Genomic DNA, 18,928 nt, shown 5'->3' on the forward strand with positions numbered 1-18,928 from the left:
AGCTGGGAGAGCGCCTGGCGCCTGACCGGCACCAAGGGCAGCCTGAGCTGGGACGGCGCCGAGGAGTTCCGGGCCGAGGTGGCGACGGACCAGCGCGACGGCCTGTTCTTCGCCCCCGCAGCGATCGCGGTGCCGCCGCTGGACCCGGCCGACCGGGTTGGCGGCCATCTCGGGGTCATGCGCGATTTCGTCGACGCGGTCCGCGCCGGCACCGAACCCGAAACCGTCGGCCACCAGAACATCCACAGCCTCGCCATGGTCTTCGCCGCGATCGACAGCGCGCGCCAGGGCCGCCGCGTGGCCATCCCGACCACCGAGGAAGCATGAGCACCCAACAGACCCCGCCCGCGCGAACCGGGCATCAGGACATCCGCATCGGCACCATGGTCCGGGCCAATGCCGAGGACCCCGCCGGCTATGTCAGGCAGATCATCGCCCACGGCTTCGAGAGCATCGAGCCGTTCTTCTGGCAGACGCTGGGCGGCAAGGACATCCCGCGCCTGGCCGGCCAGATCCGCGAGGCGATCGGCGACAGCGGCGTCACCATCGGGGCGCTCGGCATCTTCGGCAACCCGCTGGAGGACCAGGCGCTGGACCGCGAGACCTTGGCCGGCTGGGAAGCGATGATCGACCACGCCCACCTGTTCGGCACCGATGTCGTTTCCGGCTTCACCGGCCGGGTGCGCGGCAAGCCGCTGGAAGAGAGCCTGCCGCGCTTCAAGGAGGTGTTCGGCCGGCTGGCGAAGCGGGCGGCCGACAAGGGCGTGCGCCTGGCCTTCGAGAACTGCCCGATGGAGGGCAGCTGGAAGACCGGCGACTGGAACATCGCCCACAACCCGGCGGCCTGGGAGCTGATGTTCGACGCCCTGCCGGACGACAATCTGGGCCTGGAATGGGAGCCCTGCCACCAGCTGTACTACCTGATCGACCCGGTGCCGCAGATCCGCCGCTGGGCGCCAAAGATCTTCCACGTCCACGGCAAGGACGCGACGGTGCGCTGGGATGTGGTCAAGGAGCACGGCGTGCATGGCCGCGTGCCCTTCGCCTTCCACCGCACCCCCGGCTTCGGCGACACCGACTGGACCCGGGTGATCACCGAGCTGCGGTTGGGCGGCTTCCGGGGATCGATCGACATCGAGGGCTGGCACGACCCGGTCTATCGCGGCGATCTGGAGATGACCGGCCAAGTCGAAGGCCTGCGCCATCTCCAGCGCTGCCGCGGCGGGGGGTTCATCGCCAATCCGCAGTAAGGGTCAAGCAATCAATCAACAGTGGAGGAAGCTCATGTCCAGGACCCTGCGACTTTTGTTGGGAACCGCCGCCCTTCTGGCCTTCCCGATCCTCGCCCGGGCCGAACCGGTGACGCTGGAGGTCTGGACCCATGACGACGAGGGCGAGTTCACCTATGTACTGGCCAAGGAGTTCGCGGCCCAGCACCCCGACATCACCGTCAACATCAAGCACGTCAACTTCGCCGATGTGGTGAACGACGTGATGCGCGCCTACGCCGCCGGCTCCGCCCCCGATATCATCGGCATCGACAACCCGGAAACGGCGATGTTCTCGTCACGCGGAGTCTTGCTGGACCTGTCGCCCCTCGTGGCGCAGTCGCAGGTGATCAAGGCCGATGCCTTCTATCCCGGGCCGCGCAACTCGGCGACGTGGGATGGCGAGCTGTATGCCATCCCGCGCGCCTCCAACACCCTGGCCCTCTACTACAACGCCGACATGTTCAAGGCGGCGGGCCTCGACCCCGACAAGGCACCGCAGACCTGGGACCAGCTGTACCAGGCGGCAAAAACGCTGACCGACCCGGCAAAGAACGTCTATGGCCTGGCCTTCTCCGCCATCGGGTCGGAGGAAGGCACCTTCCAGTTCCTGCCCTTCGCCCAGACCGCCGGGTCCGACTACGACAGTATCGGCGGCGACGGCGCAATTCGGGCGCTGGAGTTCTGGCAGAAGCTCTTGGACGAGAAGCTGGCGTCGCCCGACACGCTGATCCGCAGCCAGAACGATTCGACCGGCACCTTCAACGCCGGCAACGCCGCCATGGCCATTTCCGGCCCGTGGGAGCTGCCGCGCATGGCCAAGGAGGCGAAGTTCGACTGGCGGGTCGCCCTGCTGCCGGTGGAGAAGGACGGCAGCCCGCGCGCCTCGGCGCTGGGCGACTTCAACAACGCGATCTTCAAGACCTCCAAGCACCCGCAGGAGGCGTTCATGCTGCTCGAATACATCTATGCCCAGAACCACAGGATCTGGAACGAGTTCGGCCTGCTGCCGCCGATCCAGAACGCCAAGGCCGACGCGCCGCAATGGCCCAAGGCCTATGCCGTGTTCACCGAGCAGATGCAGACCGCCCGGCCGCGCGGCCCGAACCCGGACTGGCCGAAGATCTCCAAGGCGATCCAGACCGCGATCCAGTCGGCCCTGACCCATCAGTCGGACCCGAAGACCGCGCTGCAGACGGCGCAGACGACGATCGACCGCGTGCTGAAGAAGTGAGAAAGGGCGGCACCATCGCGGCAGCAACGAGTCCCCCTCGCGCAGTGGGGACTCGGGACGCTGACCACGACCGAAGCTGGAGACGCCTGCCCCTGCTGCGCACCCTGCGGGACGGCAGCGGCTTCGATGTCGTGCTGGTGCTGGCGGCGGTCGGCTATCTCCTGGTCTTCGCCGCGTTCCCGCTGCTGTACACCCTGGTGATGTCGCTGCAGCAGGTCGACATGTTCTCGCTGGCGTCCTTCGACCGGCCCTTCGCCGGGCTGGACAATTACCGCGACGTGTTCAGCCGGCCGGAGGCGCTGCAGATCCTGAAGAACACGGTGATCTTCGTGGTGCTGTCGATCACCTTCCAGCTCGCCATCGGCTTCGGCCTGGCGCTGTTCTTCCAGCAGCCTTTCCCCGGCGCGACCTATATCCGCGGCCTGTTCCTGGCCGGCTGGATCATGCCGGCGTTGGTGGTCGGCGCGATCTGGAAATGGATCTTCGCCGGCGATTTCGGCGTGCTGAACTATGCCCTGACCAGCCTGCATTTGACCGGTGGCAAGATCTTCTGGCTGTCCGACCCCGGTGTCGCGCTGTTCGCCGTGATCATCGCCAACATCTGGCTGGGCATCCCATTCAACATGATCCTGCTGTCGGTCGGGCTGGCGGCGATCCCGCGCGACCTGTACGAGGCGGCGGAGATCGACGGCGCCCGGGCCGGAAGGCGCTTCCTGCACATCACCCTGCCGATGATGCGGTCGACCCTCGGTGCCGTGGTGGCGCTGGGCATCATCTTCACGCTGCAGCAATTCGACCTGATCGCGGCGCTGACCCAGGGCGGCCCGGCCAACGCCTCCAACGTCGCGCAATACTGGTCCTGGCAGATGTCGTTCCAGACCTATGAGATCTCGGCCGGCAGCGTCGTCGCCGTGCTGATGATCGCGGTGGTGATCCTGGTCGCGGCGCTCTATGTCCGCTCGACCGGGCAGGAGCAGCGGGCATGAGGCGCGGCGGATCGGTCAAGCCCTTCGTCCTGCTCGCCCTGGCCTTGGTGTTCGCAGGCATCTACCTGTTCCCGCTGTACTGGATGTACGTCACCGCGCTGAAATCGGGCACCGAGATCTTCCGCTTCCCGCCGAGCTTCTGGCCGAGCGACCCGCAATGGCAGTTCGGCAAGATCTTCGTCGAGCACGCGATGGACCGGTACCTGTGGAACTCGCTGCTGATCGCGGTCGGCACCACGGCGGTGGCGACGCTGATCGGCACCGGCGCCGCCTATGCCCTGTCGCGCCACCGCAATGCCTGGACCGCGGTGGCCCTGTTCCTGGTGCTGATGCTGCAGGTGCTGCCGCCGTCGCTGATGGTCACGCCGATCTTCGTCGCCTTCAACCAGGTCGGCCTCTTGGAGACCCCGCGCTTCGCCGTGGTGCTGGCGCAGACCGCCAAAGTGCTGCCGCTGTACATCGTGCTGTGCCGGTCGACCTTCCTGCAGGTGCCGCGCGAGCTGGAGGATGCGGCGCGGGTCGACGGCGCCTCGCGCATCGGCGCCTTCCTGAAGATCATGATCCCGCTGGCCCGCAACGGCATCCTGGTCGTCTCGGTGCTGATCTTCCTGCAATCCTTCGGCGAATACGTCTATTCGCGCTCGCTGATCTCAGCGGAAAACCTGCAGACCGCGACCGTCGGCCTGTCCGCCTTCATGGGCCCGAACACCAATGACTGGGGCGGGATCATGACCTATGCGGCGATCTATGTGACGCCGATCCTGATCGTCTTCGCCCTGCTGCAGCGCCGGATCGTCAGCGGCCTGACCGCGGGGGCGCTGAAGTAGCGCCCCCGCTTCCCGTCAGTAGCCGCCGCCCTTGGTGCCCTTGCCGGCGCCCTCGCGATAGGCCGTGTACGCCGCCACCGACTCCGAAGCCGCCTGGCGCAGATAGGGCACGTCGCCGCCGCCGGTCACCATGCGGTAGTCGCGGTCGAACAGCTCGGCCCAGGTCGAGGCCGAGCTGGGCACGGTGCCGAGCGGCTTGCCGGTCGGCCGCACCGCGTCCTCGATCTGCTTCACCAGCGCCTGTACCTTCGGGTCGTGCAGTTCCTCCAGCAGGCCGATCGAGCCGGCGAGGTCGTTGGGGCCGATGAACACCATGTCGATGCCGTCGACCCGGGCGATATCAGCGGCATGGGGCACCGCGTCCTTGGATTCGATCTGGGCCAGCAGCAGCAGGTTGTCATTGGCCTTGCGCATGTAGTCCGGCTCGAACCCGTAGGTCGAGGCGCGCACCGCGCCGGCGGCATAGCCGCGGCGGCCGGCCGGGGGATAGCGGCAGGCTCGGACCAGGGCCTCGGCATCCGCCGCGCTTTCGATCATCGGCACCATCAGGCTGTCGGCGCCGGCATCCAGCACCCGCTTCAGCCAGACCGGGTCACGCGCCGGCACCCGCACCACGGCCGGGGTATCCGACGCCTGCACCGCGCGCAGCAGGTTGATGGTCTCGTCGATGCCGCCGGGCCCGTGCTCGGTGTCCAGGATGACGAAGTCGAAGCCGGCATGGGCCATGATCTCGGCCACCGTGGGCGAGCCGCTGCCAACCCAGGCGCCGAACAGCTTGTCGCCGCGCCGCAGTCGTTCCTTCAGCCTGTTGGGGCGAAACATTCCGGGGATCCTCCTTGCTTTTGCGGAAGTGTAGGGCCGCCGAGTCATGTCGGACAATACGCTGGGAATGCAGGGCTGCTAATGCGGATGGAACCGGCTGCGCGCCTGTTCCGGGTCGGTCAGCGCCAGCGCGTCGGCCACCGCCTCCACCCCTTCCGTCAGCAGGCTGGTGGCGACGCGGATGTGCTGGCCGGGCTGCGGGCTGTAATTGGCGCCGCGGCCGACGGCGATACCGCGCGCCGCCAGGGTGACCAGGGCGAATTGTTCCGACCGCACCGGCAGCCACAGGCACAGCCCGTCCCGGTTGGGCACCGCGATGCCGCGGATGCGCAGCGCGGCGATCAGGGCCCGGCGCCGTGCGCCATAGACCTGCCGCGCCCGGTCGACCAGCGCCGTGGTGGCGGCATCGCCGATCAGCCAGGCCGTCGCTTCCTGCAGCACCCGACTGGTCCAGCCGGCGCCGAAGCTGCGATAGGCCTGGATCTGGCCGACGATGGCGGCGGAGCCGGACAGCACGGCGACGCGCAGGTCGGGGCCGAGCGATTTGGAATAGGACCGGATGTGCACGGTGCGATCCGGGAACACGCCGCCGAGGCTGGCGGGCGGCGCCGCCGAGACGTCGCCCACCCCGTCATCCTCGATCACCAGCGTGTCGCTGCCGCGCAGCACCCGGGCCAGCTCATCCAGCCGCCGTGGGTCGACCATCCGCCCGGTCACCGAATGGGTGCGCGGCTGGTACAGGAAGGCCGCCGGCGCCTTGGCCAAAGCGGCGGCGAGCGCGGCCGGCAGCGGCCCCTGTTCGTCGCAGGCGACCGGGATCAGCTGGGCGCCGGCATTGTCCAGGATGTCGAGCAGCCGCATCGCCGTCGGATCCTCGACCGCCACCACCGATCCCGGCCGGATCAGGGTCTGCACCGTGACATAAACGGCCTCGTAGCCACCATTGGCCGCCAGAACCGCCTCCGGCCGGTAGGCCCAGTCGGCGCCGGCCGCCGCCGCCAGGTTGTCGACGATCGGCACCCGGCGATAGCTGTTCAGGTCGGAGGCCCGCGCGCCGCGGGCCAGCGCCTCCGCCAGCGGCGGCAGCAGCGTTGGGTCCGGCGCGGCCAGCGTCAGATCCAGCGCGTCGACCCGGAAATGCCCGGCCTCCTGGTAGCGCACCGGCCGCAGATGGGTCTGGTCGCCGCACACCTGGATCCCGGTGCGGCCGCGCCCGCTGATGACCTTGTACTTGCGCAGGTCGCTCCACGCCGTGGAGACGGTGGCGGGGCTGACGCCGAGGGCCAGGGCAAGGTCGCGCACCGATGGCAGCCTGGTTCCGACCGCGATGGCGCCGGACCGGATCAGCGCCCCGGTTTCGGTGGCGATGCCCCGCATCGACCGGTCTTTCAGCCGGGCGGCGAGCCATTCGGCCGTGATCGGCTCACGCATCGCAAACTTTGTTCAGTGTCATAACAATCATTGTACGGCATCGACTGAACATTTAATCGTGGAAAAAAGGGCGGGCTGCAAGGCCGGCCGCGCCTGTATCCCGACAGAGGCTTCAGGATGGCGATTGCGATCAGGCTGGCACTGCGCGACTGGGATTGGCTCACGCCCCTGGCGCTCGGCGATATCAGCCCCGAGGGCTTCACGCTGCAGATCGACCGGGTCGGCACGCTGCCGGAAGACCTGGGCAGCGACCCCGTCTACGACGCCGGCGAGGTGTCGCTGAGCCGCTACACGCTCGGCCGGGCCCGCGGCGAGACCGCCATATCAGGCGTGCCGCACTTCCTGATGCGGGGCTTCCGCCACCGCTGCATCATCACCGCCAAGACCAGCGGCCTGACCGATCTGGCGCAGCTGGCCGGCAAGCGCATCGGCCTGACCGGCTGGCAGGATTCCGGCAACACCTGGACCCGCGCCCTGCTGCGGCGGGTTGGCGTCGGCATCAACGACGCAAGCTGGTTCGTCGGTCGGTTGTCCGAGGCGCATCCGATCACCGACCGGCTCGGCGGCTTCGGCCGGCCCGGCCGGATCGAGGCGGTGCCGGGTGAACGGCCGATGCTGGAGCTGCTGGAAACGGGCGGGCTGGACGCCGTGTTCACGCCGTTCATGCCGCCGGGGTTCTTCGAGGCGGCGTCGCCGTTCCGCCAGCTGCTACCGGATTTCCGTGCCGCCGAAATCGCCTACGCCCGGGAGGTCGGCTACGTCCCCGGCATCCATCTGCTCGGCATCAAGCCCGCGATCGTGCGCGACCACCCGTGGCTGCCGCAGGCGCTGAGCGCGGTGCTGGACGAGTCGGCGCGGCTGTGGATCGACAAGCGCATCAAATACGCCGAGACCACGCCGTGGATCCTGGACGAGCTGCGCCAGGTCGCCCGCGACCTGCCCGCCGGTTGGGACCGCAACGGCTTCGCCGCCAACGAGGCGATGCTGGCCGATTTCATCGCCGAGCTGCAGGCGCAGGAGCTGACCACGGCCCGGCTGTCGCCGCGGGACCTGTTCCCCGGCTTGCCGTCGTGACCGGGCATGGCACCATGAGATGAGAGCCACGCCGGAGCTTGCCGCCGCTTGAAGCTGTTCAAATCAAACGGCCACCATCAAACGGGGAGACAAAAAATGCAGACAAGAACTCTGATGTGCACCGCCCTCCTGGCCGCCCTGCTCGGCACCACGCCGGCCCTGGCACAGGATGCTGTTCCGCCGCAGAAGGTCGACGAGGCGCTGCGGGCCAAGCTGCCGAAGGAGATCCTGGATGCCGGCGAGTTGGTCTCGGTCAACAGCGGGTCCTTCCCGCCCTATGAGATCGTCGGCGACGACCAGACCCTGACCGGTGCCAGCGCCGACCTGACGGACGCGCTGGGCCAATTGCTGGGCGTCAAGGTCCGGCACGAGACGGTCAGCGGCCTGGCGGCGATCCTGAGCGGCATCAAGGCCGGCCGCTACCAGATGGCGTCCGGCCCGATCGGCGATTTCCCGGAGCGCGAGGCGGCGAACGACTTCGTCGACTACGTCCAGGAGTTCGTCGTCTTCGCCGTGCAGGCCGGCAACCCGACCGGCATCCATTCGGTGGAAGACACCTGCGGCCAGAAGATCGCGGTGATGGCCGCGGGATCGGCCGAGAAGGTGATCAAGGCCCAGGCCGAGGCGTGCGAGAAGGCCGGCAAGCCGGCGCTGGAGGTGCAGTCCTACCCCGACCAGCCGACCGCGATCCTGGCGGTGCGATCGAAGCGGGCGGACGCCTTCTTCTCGTCCCAGGCGCCGCTGACCTATTTCATCCAGCAGTCCAAGGGCCAGATGGAGCTGGCCGGCACCGGCCAGCCCAACGGCTTCCACAACCTGTACCAGGGCACCGTGGTGGCCAAGGGGTCGGAGCTCGGCGGGGTCGTGCTGGCCGGCTACCAGACCCTGTTCGACAACGGCACCTACGCCGCCGTGATGAAGAAATGGGGTCTCGACGGCAACATGCTGAAGGCCCCGGGCCTCAACCTGGCCGGGGCCCCGCCGAAGTGACCGGTGGCGTCGGGACCGCCCCGGCCGCCGGCGGCGATAACGACGCGGCGGAAGCCCGCCTGCGCGACGTCGCCCGCGCCCGCCGGCCGATCGGCTATGGCCTGTGGGCGCTGTGGATCCTGACCATTGCGGTGGCCGCGGCGGCCGCCTGGGTGGTCGCCCGCAACCCGAATTTCGAATGGGAGGTGGTCGGCCAGTGGTTCACCGCCGGCTCGATCCTGCGCGGCCTGTCGGTCACGCTTGGGCTGACTGTCGTGTCGATGCTGATCGGCACCGGGATCGGCCTGCTGCTGGCGGTGGCGCGGCTGTCGGCCAACCGGCTGCCGCGCACCTTGGCCGGCCTGTACATCTGGTTCTTCCGCGGCACGCCGCTGCTGGTGCAGCTGATCTTCTGGTACAACCTGTCGACCCTGTTCCCGACCCTGTCGATCGGCATCCCGTTCGGGCCGGAATTCGCCTCCTGGAAGACCAACGACCTGATCACGCCGCTGACCGCGGCGATCGCCGGCCTGTCGCTGAACGAGGCCGCCTACATGGCCGAGATCATCCGCGGCGGCCTGCTGTCGGTCGACCGCGGCCAGTACGAGACAGCGGAGGCGTTCGGCATGACCCGGGCGCGCGCCCTGCGTCGTATCATCATCCCCCAGGCCATGCGGTCGATCGTGCCGCCCTCCGGCAACCAGCTGATCAGCATGATCAAGGCGACCTCGCTGGTCAGCGTCATCGCCATGGGCGACCTGCTGTATTCCGCCCAGGCGGTCTACAACCGCACCTTCGAGGTCATCCCGCTGCTGCTGGTGGCGGTGCTGTGGTACCTGCTGATCACCTCGATCCTGAATGTCGGCCAGTCCGCCATCGAACAGTATTACGGCCGCGGCGAGCGCCATGCGTTGCCGACCAAGGGCGCACGCCCGGCCGCCGCGACGGATGACATCGTCGAGACGGGGGATGCACGATGACGGCGCCCCTGGTCCGCATCCGCGGGGTCCACAAATCCTATGGCGACCATGAAGTGCTGCGCGGCATTGATCTCGACGTGCAGGCCGGCGAGGTCGTGGTCATCCTCGGTCCCTCCGGCTCCGGCAAATCCACCCTGCTGCGCTGCATCAACCAGCTCGAGCAGATGAACGCCGGGTCGATCCGGCTGGGCGAGGAGCAGATCGGCTACGAGTTGCGACACGGCCACCTGCACAAGCTGCCGGCCCGCGCCGTCGCCCGGCAGCGCAGCCGCATCGGCATGGTGTTCCAGCAGTTCAACCTGTACCCGCACATGACCGTGCTGGAGAACATCGTCGAGGCGCCGATCGGCATCCATGGCCGCAGCCGGGCCGAGGCGGAACGCCACGCCAGGGAGTTGCTGGCCAAGGTCGGGCTGGCGGAAAAGGCCGCGGCGTTCCCGCGCCAGCTGTCCGGCGGCCAGCAGCAGCGCGTCGCCATCGCGCGGGCGCTGGCGATCAAGCCCGAGCTGATCCTGTTCGACGAGCCGACCTCGGCCTTGGACCCGGAGCTGGTCGGCGAGGTGCTGACCACGATGCGCGACCTGGCCGGCCAGGGCCTGACCATGATCGTGGTGACGCATGAAATCGGCTTTGCCCGTGACGCGGCCGACCGGGTGGTGTTCATGGATGGCGGCGTGGTGGTCGAGGCCGGGCCGCCCGGCGAGGTGCTGGTCGCGCCAAAGCACCCCCGCACGAGGGCGTTCCTGGCGCGGTTCATCTGACGGCTCTCGTCGGGAATGCCGTGACGTTTGATTGGAGATACGCCCCCTCTTCCTGTCATTGCCGGGCTTGACCCGGCAATCCAGGGGCTTTCAAGAGCAGTGCCAGCGGCCCCTGGATGCCACGGTCAAGCCGTGGCATGACAATTTGAGAAAACCTTCCCGACGCCCGAATACCCGGCCCGCCGATACGGCAGGTTTTCGAAACCGGCCGCGATCCCTATATTGGCCTCGCCATGAACTCACTCGGTTTCGATAAGCCCCCCGCCGCGACCCGCGTCGTCGTCGCCATGTCCGGCGGCGTGGACAGCTCCGTCGTCGCAGCCCAGCTCGCCGAGCAGGGCTATGACGTCGTCGGCATCACGCTGCAGCTGTACGACCACGGCATCGCCATCCAGCGCAAGGGCGCCTGCTGCGCCGGGGCCGACATCTATGACGCCCGCACGGTCGCCGACCGGATCGGCTTCCCGCATTACGTGCTGGATTACGAGAGCCGCTTCGGCCAGGCGGTGATGGATGATTTCGCCGACAGTTACCTGCGCGGCGAAACGCCGATCCCCTGCATCCGCTGCAACCAGAAGGTCAAGTTCCGCGACCTGATGGACTTCGCGCGCGACCTGGGCGCCGACTGCCTGGCCACCGGCCACTATGTCCGCCGGGTCGAGGGGCCGCAGGGGCCGGAGCTGCATCGCGCCGTCGACGCGGCCAAGGACCAGAGCTATTTCCTGTTCGCCACCACGGCGGAACAGCTGGACTTCCTGCGCTTTCCGCTGGGCGGCAACGCCAAGGCCGCGACCCGGGCCGAGGCGGCGCGGCTGGGCCTGGTCGTCGCCGACAAGCCGGACAGCCAGGATATCTGCTTCGTGCCCGAGGGCCGCTATGGCGAGGTGGTGGCGCGGCTGCGCCCCGGCGCCGTTGGGGCGGGCGAGATCGTGCATCTCGACGGCACCGTGCTGGGCCGGCACGAGGGCATCGTCCACTACACCATCGGCCAGCGGAAGGGCCTGGGCATCGGCGGCCGCAAGTCGAATGACGAACCGCTCTACGTCATCCGCCTCGACCCCGAGGCCAAGCGCGTCATCGTCGGCCCGTGGTCGGCGCTGGCCCGGCACAGCGTGGGGCTGGCCGAGCTGAACTGGCTCGACGCCCCGCCCGGCCCCGAGGGCCGCGTGGTCGAGGTCAAGCTGCGCTCCGCCCAGGCGGCGGTGCCGGCGACGGTGCGGCTGACGGGTGCGGATTCGGCGGTGCTGGAGCTGCATGCACCGCAGCACGGGGTGGCGCCCGGACAGGCCGCTGTGCTTTATGACGGCGACCGGGTGCTCGGGGGCGGCTTCATCGCCCGGGCCGAACGCGCCGCCGCCTGACCTGCCGCTATCCCGCTGCGTAGAAAGGATTTTTGCCCATGTCGCTCGACGCCCTCGCCGAAGCCGTGCGCGGCCGCGCCGCCGGTGGCCCCGCGCTCGACGCCCGCGTCAAGTTCGACCTCGGCGCCGACGGGTTCATCGTGCTGGACGGCACCGGCCCGGCGCCCATCGTTTCAACCGGCGATGCCCCGGCCGACGTGACCCTGACCATGAAGTTCGAGACGCTGCGGCGCATGGTCGACCGTAGCCTGAGCCCGACCATGGCCTACATGACCGGCAAGATCAAAGCCACCGGGTCGCTGACCGTCGGCATGAAGCTGGCCGCCTTGCTGGACGATTGAGATCGACGGCCGGACTGGAGGCGTCGAAGGCCTCCGGTCCGGCCAGTGCAGATCAGGCCCGGCCCAGCGCCGAGGCCGCGCGGCGGTCGACCTTCCCCAGCGCGTTGCGCGGGATGGAGTCCACCGCCTGCAGCATCTCCGGAACCTTGTAGTCGGCCAGCCGCTCCCGGACATGGTCGATGATGCCGGGGAGGTTGTCGTTCCCGTGGCCCTTCGTCAGTTGCACCAGCCCCTGGACACGCTGGCCGAGCACGGCATCGGAGATGCCGATGGCGGCAGCATCCCGGACGGCCGGATGCGACATCAGGGCCTGCTCGACCTCCACCGGCGAGATGTTGATGCCGCCACGGACGATCAGCTCCTTCTTGCGTGACACGAACCAGAGGTTGCCGTCCGCATCCGCGTGCATCAGGTCGCCGGTCGGGAACCAGCCGCCGCGCCGGCCGCCATCGACCTGGCCCGACCCGACCCAGTAGCCGAGGGCGATGTTGGGGCCGCGCAGCAGCAGCTCCCCGGTCTCGCCGGGCGCAACCGGCTCGTCCTCGTCGTCGACCAGGCGGAACTCGGCGTCCGGGGCCGGGGTGAAGACCGAGCCGTCGGACGGGCCCGCCATCATGCTTCCGACCACCTCGGTCATGCCCCAGACGGAGGCCAGCCGCAGGCCGAACATCGCCTTGAACCGCTGCTGCAGCTCGACCGAGACGGCGTCCCCCGTGAGCATGTACGCATGGATCGAGCTTATATCGCGCGGCCGAGCCGCCTGGGCGTCGATCAGGCCGCTGAACATATACGCCATGCCGATCATGAAGGTGCAGCGGTCGCGTTCGATCGCATCGAGCAACTGGTCCGGATCGAAGCGCTCGATCAGCGCGAACGACGCGCCGATGGCCAGGCACAGGGTCGTGGTGAAGAAGGCGGTCATGTGCGCCATCGAGCTGCCGATCGCCAGCCTCTGACCGCCGCCCTGCAGCACCGCTGACGCCTGATGCATCGCATGGGCCAGCGTGCTCTGGGAGTGGGTGACGAATTTCGGCTGCGCCGTGGTGCCGGAGGTGGTGAGCAGCACGGCCGGCGCCGCCAGATCGACCGAGTACGGCAGGGCGGGCCCGTCGGCCGCTGCGCGCGACCAGGCCTGGAGATCGGCCGGCGAGCCGATCTCCAGCCGCCGGTCGGCCGGGACGATCGAGTCATCGATGCCGGCGGCCTGCTCCGCGAGGTCGCGGTGTCCGATATAGAAGGCTGGCTGCAATCGCCGCAGCAGGGCCGCGAGCTCCGCCGCCTTGGATTCGGGCTTCATCGGCGCCGCGATGATGCCGGTGGCGAAGCAGGCGAAATAGCCGATCGCCAGCTCCGGCCCGTTTTTCAGGTGGAGGGCCAGGCGATCGCCGGGACGCAGCCCCAGCGCCAGCAAGCGCCGGGCGACGCGCTCGACCTCGGCCGCGAAACGGCCGCGCGTCCAGATTTCCTCGCCGAACCGGAAGGAAAAGGCGTCGGGATCCTCCGCCGCCTTCGCGAACATGAGGCCGGAAAGCCCGGATGCGCCGGTCCCGGCGGCCAGGGCCGCCCAGATATCCTGATCCGTCATTGTCTCATCCTTGGGGCGGCAGCGAGCGTCCGAAGCGGCCGTCGATACGCGGCCGCGTGCTGCGTGGCACCTCACCGCCGTCTCGCGGGAGGCCATGCGTCCGTGGAAGAGTGCCGGGCCGCCATTGCACGATGATGTCCGTAGCCGGCCGATCGGTTACGGCCGAAACCCGGACACTTCGCCCCGACACTTCGACGAAGACCGCAGCGTCCGCACGCGACATCGGCCTGCGTGCAGGGCAAGGTCGGGACACCACACGACCGAGGATGCCCCGATGTCCGCCACCGCCGACCGCCCGAGCCCGCCCGTGACCGACTATCTGCTGCTGGCGCTGCTGGCCACCCTCTGGGGCGCGTCCTACACCTTCATCAAGCTGGGTGTCGCCACCATCCCGCCGGTGACGCTGATCGCGGCGCGCACGATCATCGCCGGCGGCGTGCTGCTGCTGGTGCTGCGGCTGCGCGGCATCCGCCTGCCGACGGACGGGCGGACCTGGCGGCTGTTCGCGTTCCAGGCGGTGATGAACAGCGTGATCCCCTTCACCCTGATCGCCTGGGCCGAGACCAGCGTCGATGCCGGGCTGGCGGCGATCCTCAACTCGACCTCGCCGATCTTCACCTTCCTGATCACCTGGGGCATCACCCGGCATGAGCCGGTCAACGGCCGCAAGCTGTTCGGCGTCGCCGCCGGGGTCGCCGGCATCAGCCTGGTGATCGGGCTGGACGCGCTGGGCGGCGCCGGCCGGCAGCTGCTGCCGCAGCTGGCGATCGTGGCGGCCACCATCTGCTACGCCATCGCCGCCATCTTCGGCCGCAACTTCAAGGGGCTGGACCCGATGGTGCCGGCCGCCGGGTCGATGCTGTCCGGCGCCGCGATGCTGATCCCGCTGAGCCTGGTGCTGGACCGGCCCTGGGCCCTGGCGCCGTCGGCCAGTTCGGTCGGCGCGCTGCTCGGCCTGGCGCTGGTGTCGACCGCGCTGGCCTTCGTGATCTACTTCAAGCTGCTGGCGTCGCTCGGCTCGGTCGCCACCATGGCCCAGGCTTATCTGCGGGTGCCGGTCGGCGTCGCGATCGGCGCCGTGTTCCTGGGCGAAACCCCGGCCTCGACCGCCATGGCCGGGCTGGTGCTGGTGGTGATCGGCGTCGCCGCCATGACCCTGCCGGGCCGCAAGCGGACGAAGCCGCAGACGGCCTGACGAATCAGGCCACCTCCCGCCCCTCGCTCGCCTCCAGGATGGCGAACCATTGCTGGCGGTCGAGCGTGATGTCGAGGGCCCCCATCATCGCCGCCAGCCGCTCCGGCTTCAGGCTGCCCAGCACCGGCACCAGCCGGGCGGGGTGGCGCAGCAGCCAGGCGATGGCGACGGCCGAGAGGTCCCGGCCCTCGGCCACGGTTTCCAGCGCCGCCCGCACCGCCTGGTCCCGCGCGCCGGCGCCAGTGAACAGGCTGCCGCCACCGAGCGGCGACCAGATCATCGGCGCGTAGCGATGCTGCTGGGCGTGGTTGAGGCTGCCATCGGTCAGCGGCGCGGTGCGCAGCACCGACATCTCGATCTGGTTGGTCGCCAGTGGGGCGGACAGCCGCGAGGCCAGCAGGTCGATCTGCGACGGGGTGAAGTTCGACACCCCGACGGCGCGGATCTTGCCGGCCTTGACCAGCCCGTCCAGCGCCGCCGCCGTCTCATCGGCATCCAGCAGCGGGTCCGGCCGGTGCAGCAGCAAAAGGTCTAGATAGTCGGTGCCGAGGTTGCGCAGCGACCGGTCGACCGAGGCGCGGATATGGGCCGCGCCGGTGTCGTAATGCTTCAGCCGGTTGTCCGGACGGGCACCGGAGACCAGCATGATGTCGCATTTGCTGACCAGCTCGATGCCGTCGCGCCGGCCGGCCCAGCGGGCGAGCCCGGCGCCGAACGCTTCCTCCACCGCATAGCCGCCATAGATGTCGGCATGGTCGAAGCTGGTGAGGCCGAGATCGACCGCGGTGGCGATCAGTCGAGCCACCGCATCGGCATCGGGCCGGGTCGGGCCGTCCAGCAGCCGCCAGGCGCCGAAGACCAGCCGCGACAGCGTCGGACCGCCTGCGGTCAGGGTGATGCGCCGGTCATGGGTCATGGCCTGAACCTCTCTGTCGTCGCGATGCCGGTCAGCTCGCCGCCCCGCCGACCAGCAGCGCGGTCGGGTCCTTGGCCTGCAGGAACTTGGCGGCGGCGGCCTTGACCTGGTCCGCCGTCACCGCGTCGATCAGCCCGGGATAGCGGTCGATGAAGTCACGGCCGCGCCCGGCCAGCTGCAGCTGCAGCACATAGCCGGCGAGCGTGTCGAAGGAGGCGAAGCCGAGAGGGTAGCTGCCGATCAGGTAGCTCTTGGCCTCGGCCACCTCCTGCGCGGTCGGGCCGTCCTTCGCCAGCCGGGCGATCTCGTCGCGGATCACCGACAGGCTTTCGCCCGCCCGCGCCGCCTGGGTGCCGGCGATGATGACCAGGACGCCGCTGTGCCGCAGCTGGATGATGTCGCTGTCGACCGAATAGGCCAGGCCGCGCTGCTCGCGCACCGCCTTGTACAGCCGCGAGGTGAAGGTCGACCCGCCGAGGATGTGGTTCATCACGATCGCCGGGAAATAGTCGGGATCGTCGCGCCGGGGGGCGGCGAAGCCGAGCTGGATCACCGCCTGCGACACCGGCATCGGCACCATGGTGGTGCCGGCATCCTTGGCCGTGATCTCCGGCACGTCGCGGCGGTCGCCCTTGGCCGGCAGGCCGCCGAAGACGCGGTCGAGCGCCTGCTTCAGCGTCGCGGCATCGATGTCGCCGACCACGGCCAGGCGCAGCCCGTCGCGGGCGAACAGCCGGCGGCGCAGATCCTGCAGGTCGCCGACCGCGATCGCGGCCACGCTGTCCTTGGTGCCGATGCCCGGCCGGCCATAGGGATGGCCGGGGAAGGCGGCGGCCGACCAGCGGTCGTCGGCGATGGTGCCGGGATCGTTCTCCTGGAAGTTCAGCTCCGCCAGCCGCGACGCCTTGACCCGGTCGAGATCGGCCGCCGCCAGCCGCGGTTCGGCCAGGGCGAGGCGCAGCAGCTCGAAGCCGGCGTCGCGTTCGGTGCTCAGCGTCTTCAGCCGGCCGGTGACGTAATCCTGCGAGGCCGCAAAGCCGATCTGGATCGACCGGTCGGCCAGCACGGTCTTGAAGCCGGCGGCATCATAGGGCCCCGCCCCTTCGGTCAGCATCTCCGACAGCAGCGAGGCCAGGCCGAGCTTGCCATCCGGGTCCTGGGCCGAGCCGCCGTCGATGGCGAAGGACACGGTGATGACGGGAACGGTGTGGTCCTCGACCAGCCAGGCCTCGATCCCACCCGGGCTGACCACCTTGTCGATCGTGGTCGCGGCGGCCGGCGCCGCGGCGGCCAGCAGGAACCCGACCCCGACCAGGGCACTGCGCAGCGGGGAGAGCATCGGCTTCATCGGTGTGGTCCTCACGCGCGGGCTCATGGCTGCTTCGTCTCGCCGGCAGCGGCCGGGCGGGTCAGCGTGCCGGTGACGGAGCGGGCGGGCTGCAGATAGGTGCGGGCGGCCTTCTGCACATCCGCCGCCTGCACCGCGGCGATGCGGGCCGGCCAGCCCTGGACGTCGGCCAGCGGCCGGCCGAGCGCCGATGCCTCGCCGAACACGCGCGCCAGCGCGCCGGGATCGTCCTGACTGTAGACCGCACCGGCCAGCAGGCGGCGTTTGGCCCTGGCCAGCTCCTCCTCCGGCACCGTGCCGTCGCGGATGCCGGCCAGCACCGTGTCCATCGCCGCTTCCAGGTCCGGCAGCGCCACGCCGTCGCGCGGCACGGCGTAGACGGCGAAGGGGCTGTAGTCGAAGGCATCCGGGTCATAGGACGCGCCGGCCATGGCCGCCTTGCCCTGGTCGGTCACAAGGGCGCCGTACAGCCGCCCGGTCTCGCCGGACAGCACCGCGGCCAGCACCTGCAGCGCCTCGGCCTCCCCCGGCGCGGCGGAGACGGCCGACGGGGCCAAATAGTCGCGGCGCAGATAGGGCTGGCCGGCGCGGGCGTCGGTCAGGTCGATCCGGCGCGGCGCCGGCGGCACCGGCTCCTGCGGCCGCACCCGCGGCGGCGGCTCGGCCCGGAGGCGGACGGGGCCGTAGATCTCCTCGGCCAGCTTGCGCACCGCGGCCGGGTCGACATCGCCCGCGATCACCACGGTGGCGTTGTTCGGGGTGTAGAACTTGTCATAGAAGGCCAGCGCAGTTTCGCGCCGCAGCGCCTGGATCTCCTCCGGCCAGCCGATCACCGGCGCCCGGTAGGGGTGGTTGAGATACAGCACGGCGTTCATCGCCTCGCCCAGCCGGGACGAGGGCTCGTTCTCGATCCGCATCCGCCGTTCTTCCAGCACCACGTCGCGCTCGGCGTTGACCCGCTTCTCCTCGAGCACGAGGTTCTGCATCCGGTCGGCCTCGTAGCGCATCACCAGCGGCAGGTTCTGCTTCGCCACCGACTGGAAATAGGCGGTGTAGTCGGCCGTGGTGAAGGCGTTCTCGACCCCGCCCAGCGCCGCCAGCTCCTGCGAATAGCCCTGCGGGTGCGATGTGGTGCCGTGGAACATCAGATGTTCCAGGAAATGGGCGTTGCCGGACTGGCCAGGCGCCTCGTCGGCCGCGCCGACCCGGTACCACACCATCTGGGTCACGACCGGCGCGAAGCCGGCCGGGATGACGATGAATTGCAGCCCGTTGTCCAGGGTGAAGCTTTCGGCCTTGGGGCCGATGCGGAAGCCGGCGGGCAGCGGCGCCGGCGCCGCCAGCAGGACACCGCCGGGCGGCGCCGCGGCGGGCGGGGCCGCGGGCTGCTGGGCCGGGTCTGCCATGGCGGCGAACAGGACCTGCGCCGAGGCCAGGGCCGCGGCAGGTCGGGCGATGGGGGAGCGCATTGCGGTCATGCAGCCTTGGTAGCGGAAGCGGCGCCGTGGCCGCAAGCCGGCCCGCAACAGGATTGCGCGCCTGATGCCAGGAAGCGCGATACTGTGGCGGCAGCATGACGGGCCGACATGGCTGCCGCCATCGCGGTCCGGACGCCGGTCCGGCGGCTTGACAGCAGCCGCGCCGGACGCGTATACGCTCGGCCCCGATGGCTGGGTAGCTCAGTGGTAGAGCAGGGGAATCATAATCCCTTGGTCGGGGGTTCAAATCCCTCCCCAGCTACCATCGAATTCGCTGACGTTTCCGCCGGGCTTGGCGTCGAGACAACGGCTTGCAAGGCGGAGAGACCGATCCCGGTTCTCCGCCTTTTTC

Annotated in this window: 18 protein-coding genes and 1 tRNA gene; 13 read left to right on the forward strand and 6 right to left on the reverse strand. The window is 69.5% G+C overall.

Annotated features, from left to right (window positions below):
- The 5 genes from AC3XYG_RS15930 to AC3XYG_RS15950 all read left to right on the forward strand — a co-directional run.
- Positions 1 to 327, forward strand: a 327-nt coding sequence (locus AC3XYG_RS15930) for a hypothetical protein (protein ID WP_489140827.1), incomplete at its 5' end; no start/stop codon positions are given.
- Positions 324 to 1,250, forward strand: coding sequence for a sugar phosphate isomerase/epimerase family protein (locus AC3XYG_RS15935; protein ID WP_489140828.1), 927 nt, complete (start codon positions 324 to 326; stop codon positions 1,248 to 1,250). The genes AC3XYG_RS15930 and AC3XYG_RS15935, both read left to right, overlap by 4 nt.
- Positions 1,251 to 1,284: 34 nt before the next feature.
- Positions 1,285 to 2,502, forward strand: a complete 1,218-nt coding sequence (locus AC3XYG_RS15940; protein ID WP_489140829.1) for an ABC transporter substrate-binding protein — start codon at positions 1,285 to 1,287, stop codon at positions 2,500 to 2,502.
- A gap of 44 nt (positions 2,503 to 2,546) precedes the next feature.
- The gene (locus AC3XYG_RS15945; RefSeq protein WP_489140830.1) at positions 2,547 to 3,488 is read left to right on the forward strand and encodes a carbohydrate ABC transporter permease; all 942 of its coding nucleotides are present in this window, start codon (positions 2,547 to 2,549) and stop codon (positions 3,486 to 3,488) included.
- Entirely contained in the window at positions 3,485 to 4,315 is an 831-nt protein-coding gene (locus AC3XYG_RS15950) for a carbohydrate ABC transporter permease (RefSeq protein WP_489140831.1), read from the forward strand. The genes AC3XYG_RS15945 and AC3XYG_RS15950 overlap by 4 nt, the downstream gene beginning before the upstream one ends.
- A 15-nt stretch (positions 4,316 to 4,330) precedes the next feature.
- Here the strand turns inward: AC3XYG_RS15950 and AC3XYG_RS15955 are convergent, their stop codons facing one another.
- Together AC3XYG_RS15955 and AC3XYG_RS15960 are read right to left on the reverse strand one after the other, a co-directional pair.
- On the reverse strand, positions 4,331 to 5,137 hold the full coding sequence (locus AC3XYG_RS15955; RefSeq protein WP_489140832.1) for an HpcH/HpaI aldolase family protein: 807 nt from the start codon (positions 5,135 to 5,137) through the stop codon (positions 4,331 to 4,333).
- A 78-nt stretch (positions 5,138 to 5,215) separates the two neighbouring features.
- On the reverse strand, positions 5,216 to 6,568 hold the full coding sequence (locus AC3XYG_RS15960) for an aminotransferase class I/II-fold pyridoxal phosphate-dependent enzyme (protein ID WP_489140833.1): 1,353 nt from the start codon (positions 6,566 to 6,568) through the stop codon (positions 5,216 to 5,218).
- A gap of 117 nt (positions 6,569 to 6,685) precedes the next feature.
- Between AC3XYG_RS15960 and AC3XYG_RS15965 the strand changes: the two genes are divergently transcribed.
- From AC3XYG_RS15965 to AC3XYG_RS15990, 6 genes are all read left to right on the forward strand, one after another.
- Positions 6,686 to 7,642 carry a type 2 periplasmic-binding domain-containing protein gene (locus AC3XYG_RS15965; RefSeq protein ID WP_489140834.1) on the forward strand — a complete coding sequence of 319 codons (957 nt, stop codon included), beginning with the start codon at positions 6,686 to 6,688 and terminating at the stop codon, positions 7,640 to 7,642.
- A gap of 96 nt (positions 7,643 to 7,738) precedes the next feature.
- Positions 7,739 to 8,632 carry an ABC transporter substrate-binding protein gene (locus tag AC3XYG_RS15970; RefSeq protein WP_489140835.1) on the forward strand — a complete coding sequence of 298 codons (894 nt, stop codon included), beginning with the start codon at positions 7,739 to 7,741 and terminating at the stop codon, positions 8,630 to 8,632.
- On the forward strand, positions 8,629 to 9,591 hold the full coding sequence (locus AC3XYG_RS15975; protein WP_489140836.1) for an amino acid ABC transporter permease: 963 nt from the start codon (positions 8,629 to 8,631) through the stop codon (positions 9,589 to 9,591). Before AC3XYG_RS15970 ends, AC3XYG_RS15975 begins: the two co-directional genes overlap by 4 nt.
- A complete protein-coding gene (locus AC3XYG_RS15980; protein WP_489140837.1) occupies positions 9,588 to 10,352 on the forward strand; it encodes an amino acid ABC transporter ATP-binding protein in 765 nt (254 codons plus the stop codon). The genes AC3XYG_RS15975 and AC3XYG_RS15980 overlap by 4 nt, the downstream gene beginning before the upstream one ends.
- Positions 10,353 to 10,585: 233 nt before the next feature.
- A complete protein-coding gene (gene mnmA, locus AC3XYG_RS15985) occupies positions 10,586 to 11,713 on the forward strand; it encodes a tRNA 2-thiouridine(34) synthase MnmA (protein WP_489140838.1) in 1,128 nt (375 codons plus the stop codon).
- A gap of 38 nt (positions 11,714 to 11,751) precedes the next feature.
- Positions 11,752 to 12,054 carry an SCP2 sterol-binding domain-containing protein gene (locus tag AC3XYG_RS15990; protein ID WP_489140839.1) on the forward strand — a complete coding sequence of 101 codons (303 nt, stop codon included), beginning with the start codon at positions 11,752 to 11,754 and terminating at the stop codon, positions 12,052 to 12,054.
- 52 nt (positions 12,055 to 12,106) lie between these two features.
- Here the strand turns inward: AC3XYG_RS15990 and AC3XYG_RS15995 are convergent, their stop codons facing one another.
- Complete coding sequence (locus AC3XYG_RS15995) at positions 12,107 to 13,639, reverse strand: class I adenylate-forming enzyme family protein (RefSeq protein WP_489140840.1); 1,533 nt, start codon at positions 13,637 to 13,639, stop codon at positions 12,107 to 12,109.
- A 274-nt stretch (positions 13,640 to 13,913) separates the two neighbouring features.
- On the opposite strand from AC3XYG_RS15995, the gene AC3XYG_RS16000 reads away from it, so the two are divergent.
- The gene (locus AC3XYG_RS16000; protein WP_489140841.1) at positions 13,914 to 14,834 is read left to right on the forward strand and encodes a DMT family transporter; all 921 of its coding nucleotides are present in this window, start codon (positions 13,914 to 13,916) and stop codon (positions 14,832 to 14,834) included.
- A gap of 4 nt (positions 14,835 to 14,838) precedes the next feature.
- On the opposite strand, the gene AC3XYG_RS16005 is transcribed toward AC3XYG_RS16000, so the two are convergent.
- The 3 genes from AC3XYG_RS16005 to AC3XYG_RS16015 are packed head-to-tail and all read right to left on the reverse strand — an operon-like array spanning position 14,839 to position 18,567.
- Positions 14,839 to 15,750 carry an aldo/keto reductase gene (locus tag AC3XYG_RS16005; protein WP_489140842.1) on the reverse strand — a complete coding sequence of 304 codons (912 nt, stop codon included), beginning with the start codon at positions 15,748 to 15,750 and terminating at the stop codon, positions 14,839 to 14,841.
- Between the two features lie 31 nt (positions 15,751 to 15,781).
- Complete coding sequence (locus AC3XYG_RS16010) at positions 15,782 to 17,098, reverse strand: M16 family metallopeptidase (RefSeq protein WP_489140843.1); 1,317 nt, start codon at positions 17,096 to 17,098, stop codon at positions 15,782 to 15,784.
- A gap of 23 nt (positions 17,099 to 17,121) precedes the next feature.
- Positions 17,122 to 18,567, reverse strand: coding sequence for a M16 family metallopeptidase (locus AC3XYG_RS16015; RefSeq protein ID WP_489140844.1), 1,446 nt, complete (start codon positions 18,565 to 18,567; stop codon positions 17,122 to 17,124).
- 199 nt (positions 18,568 to 18,766) lie between these two features.
- Here AC3XYG_RS16015 and AC3XYG_RS16020 point away from each other — a divergent pair.
- A tRNA-Met gene (locus AC3XYG_RS16020) sits at positions 18,767 to 18,841 on the forward strand.
- The last annotated feature ends 87 nt before the right edge of the window (positions 18,842 to 18,928 follow it).

The organism is Inquilinus sp. (assembly GCF_057815775.1).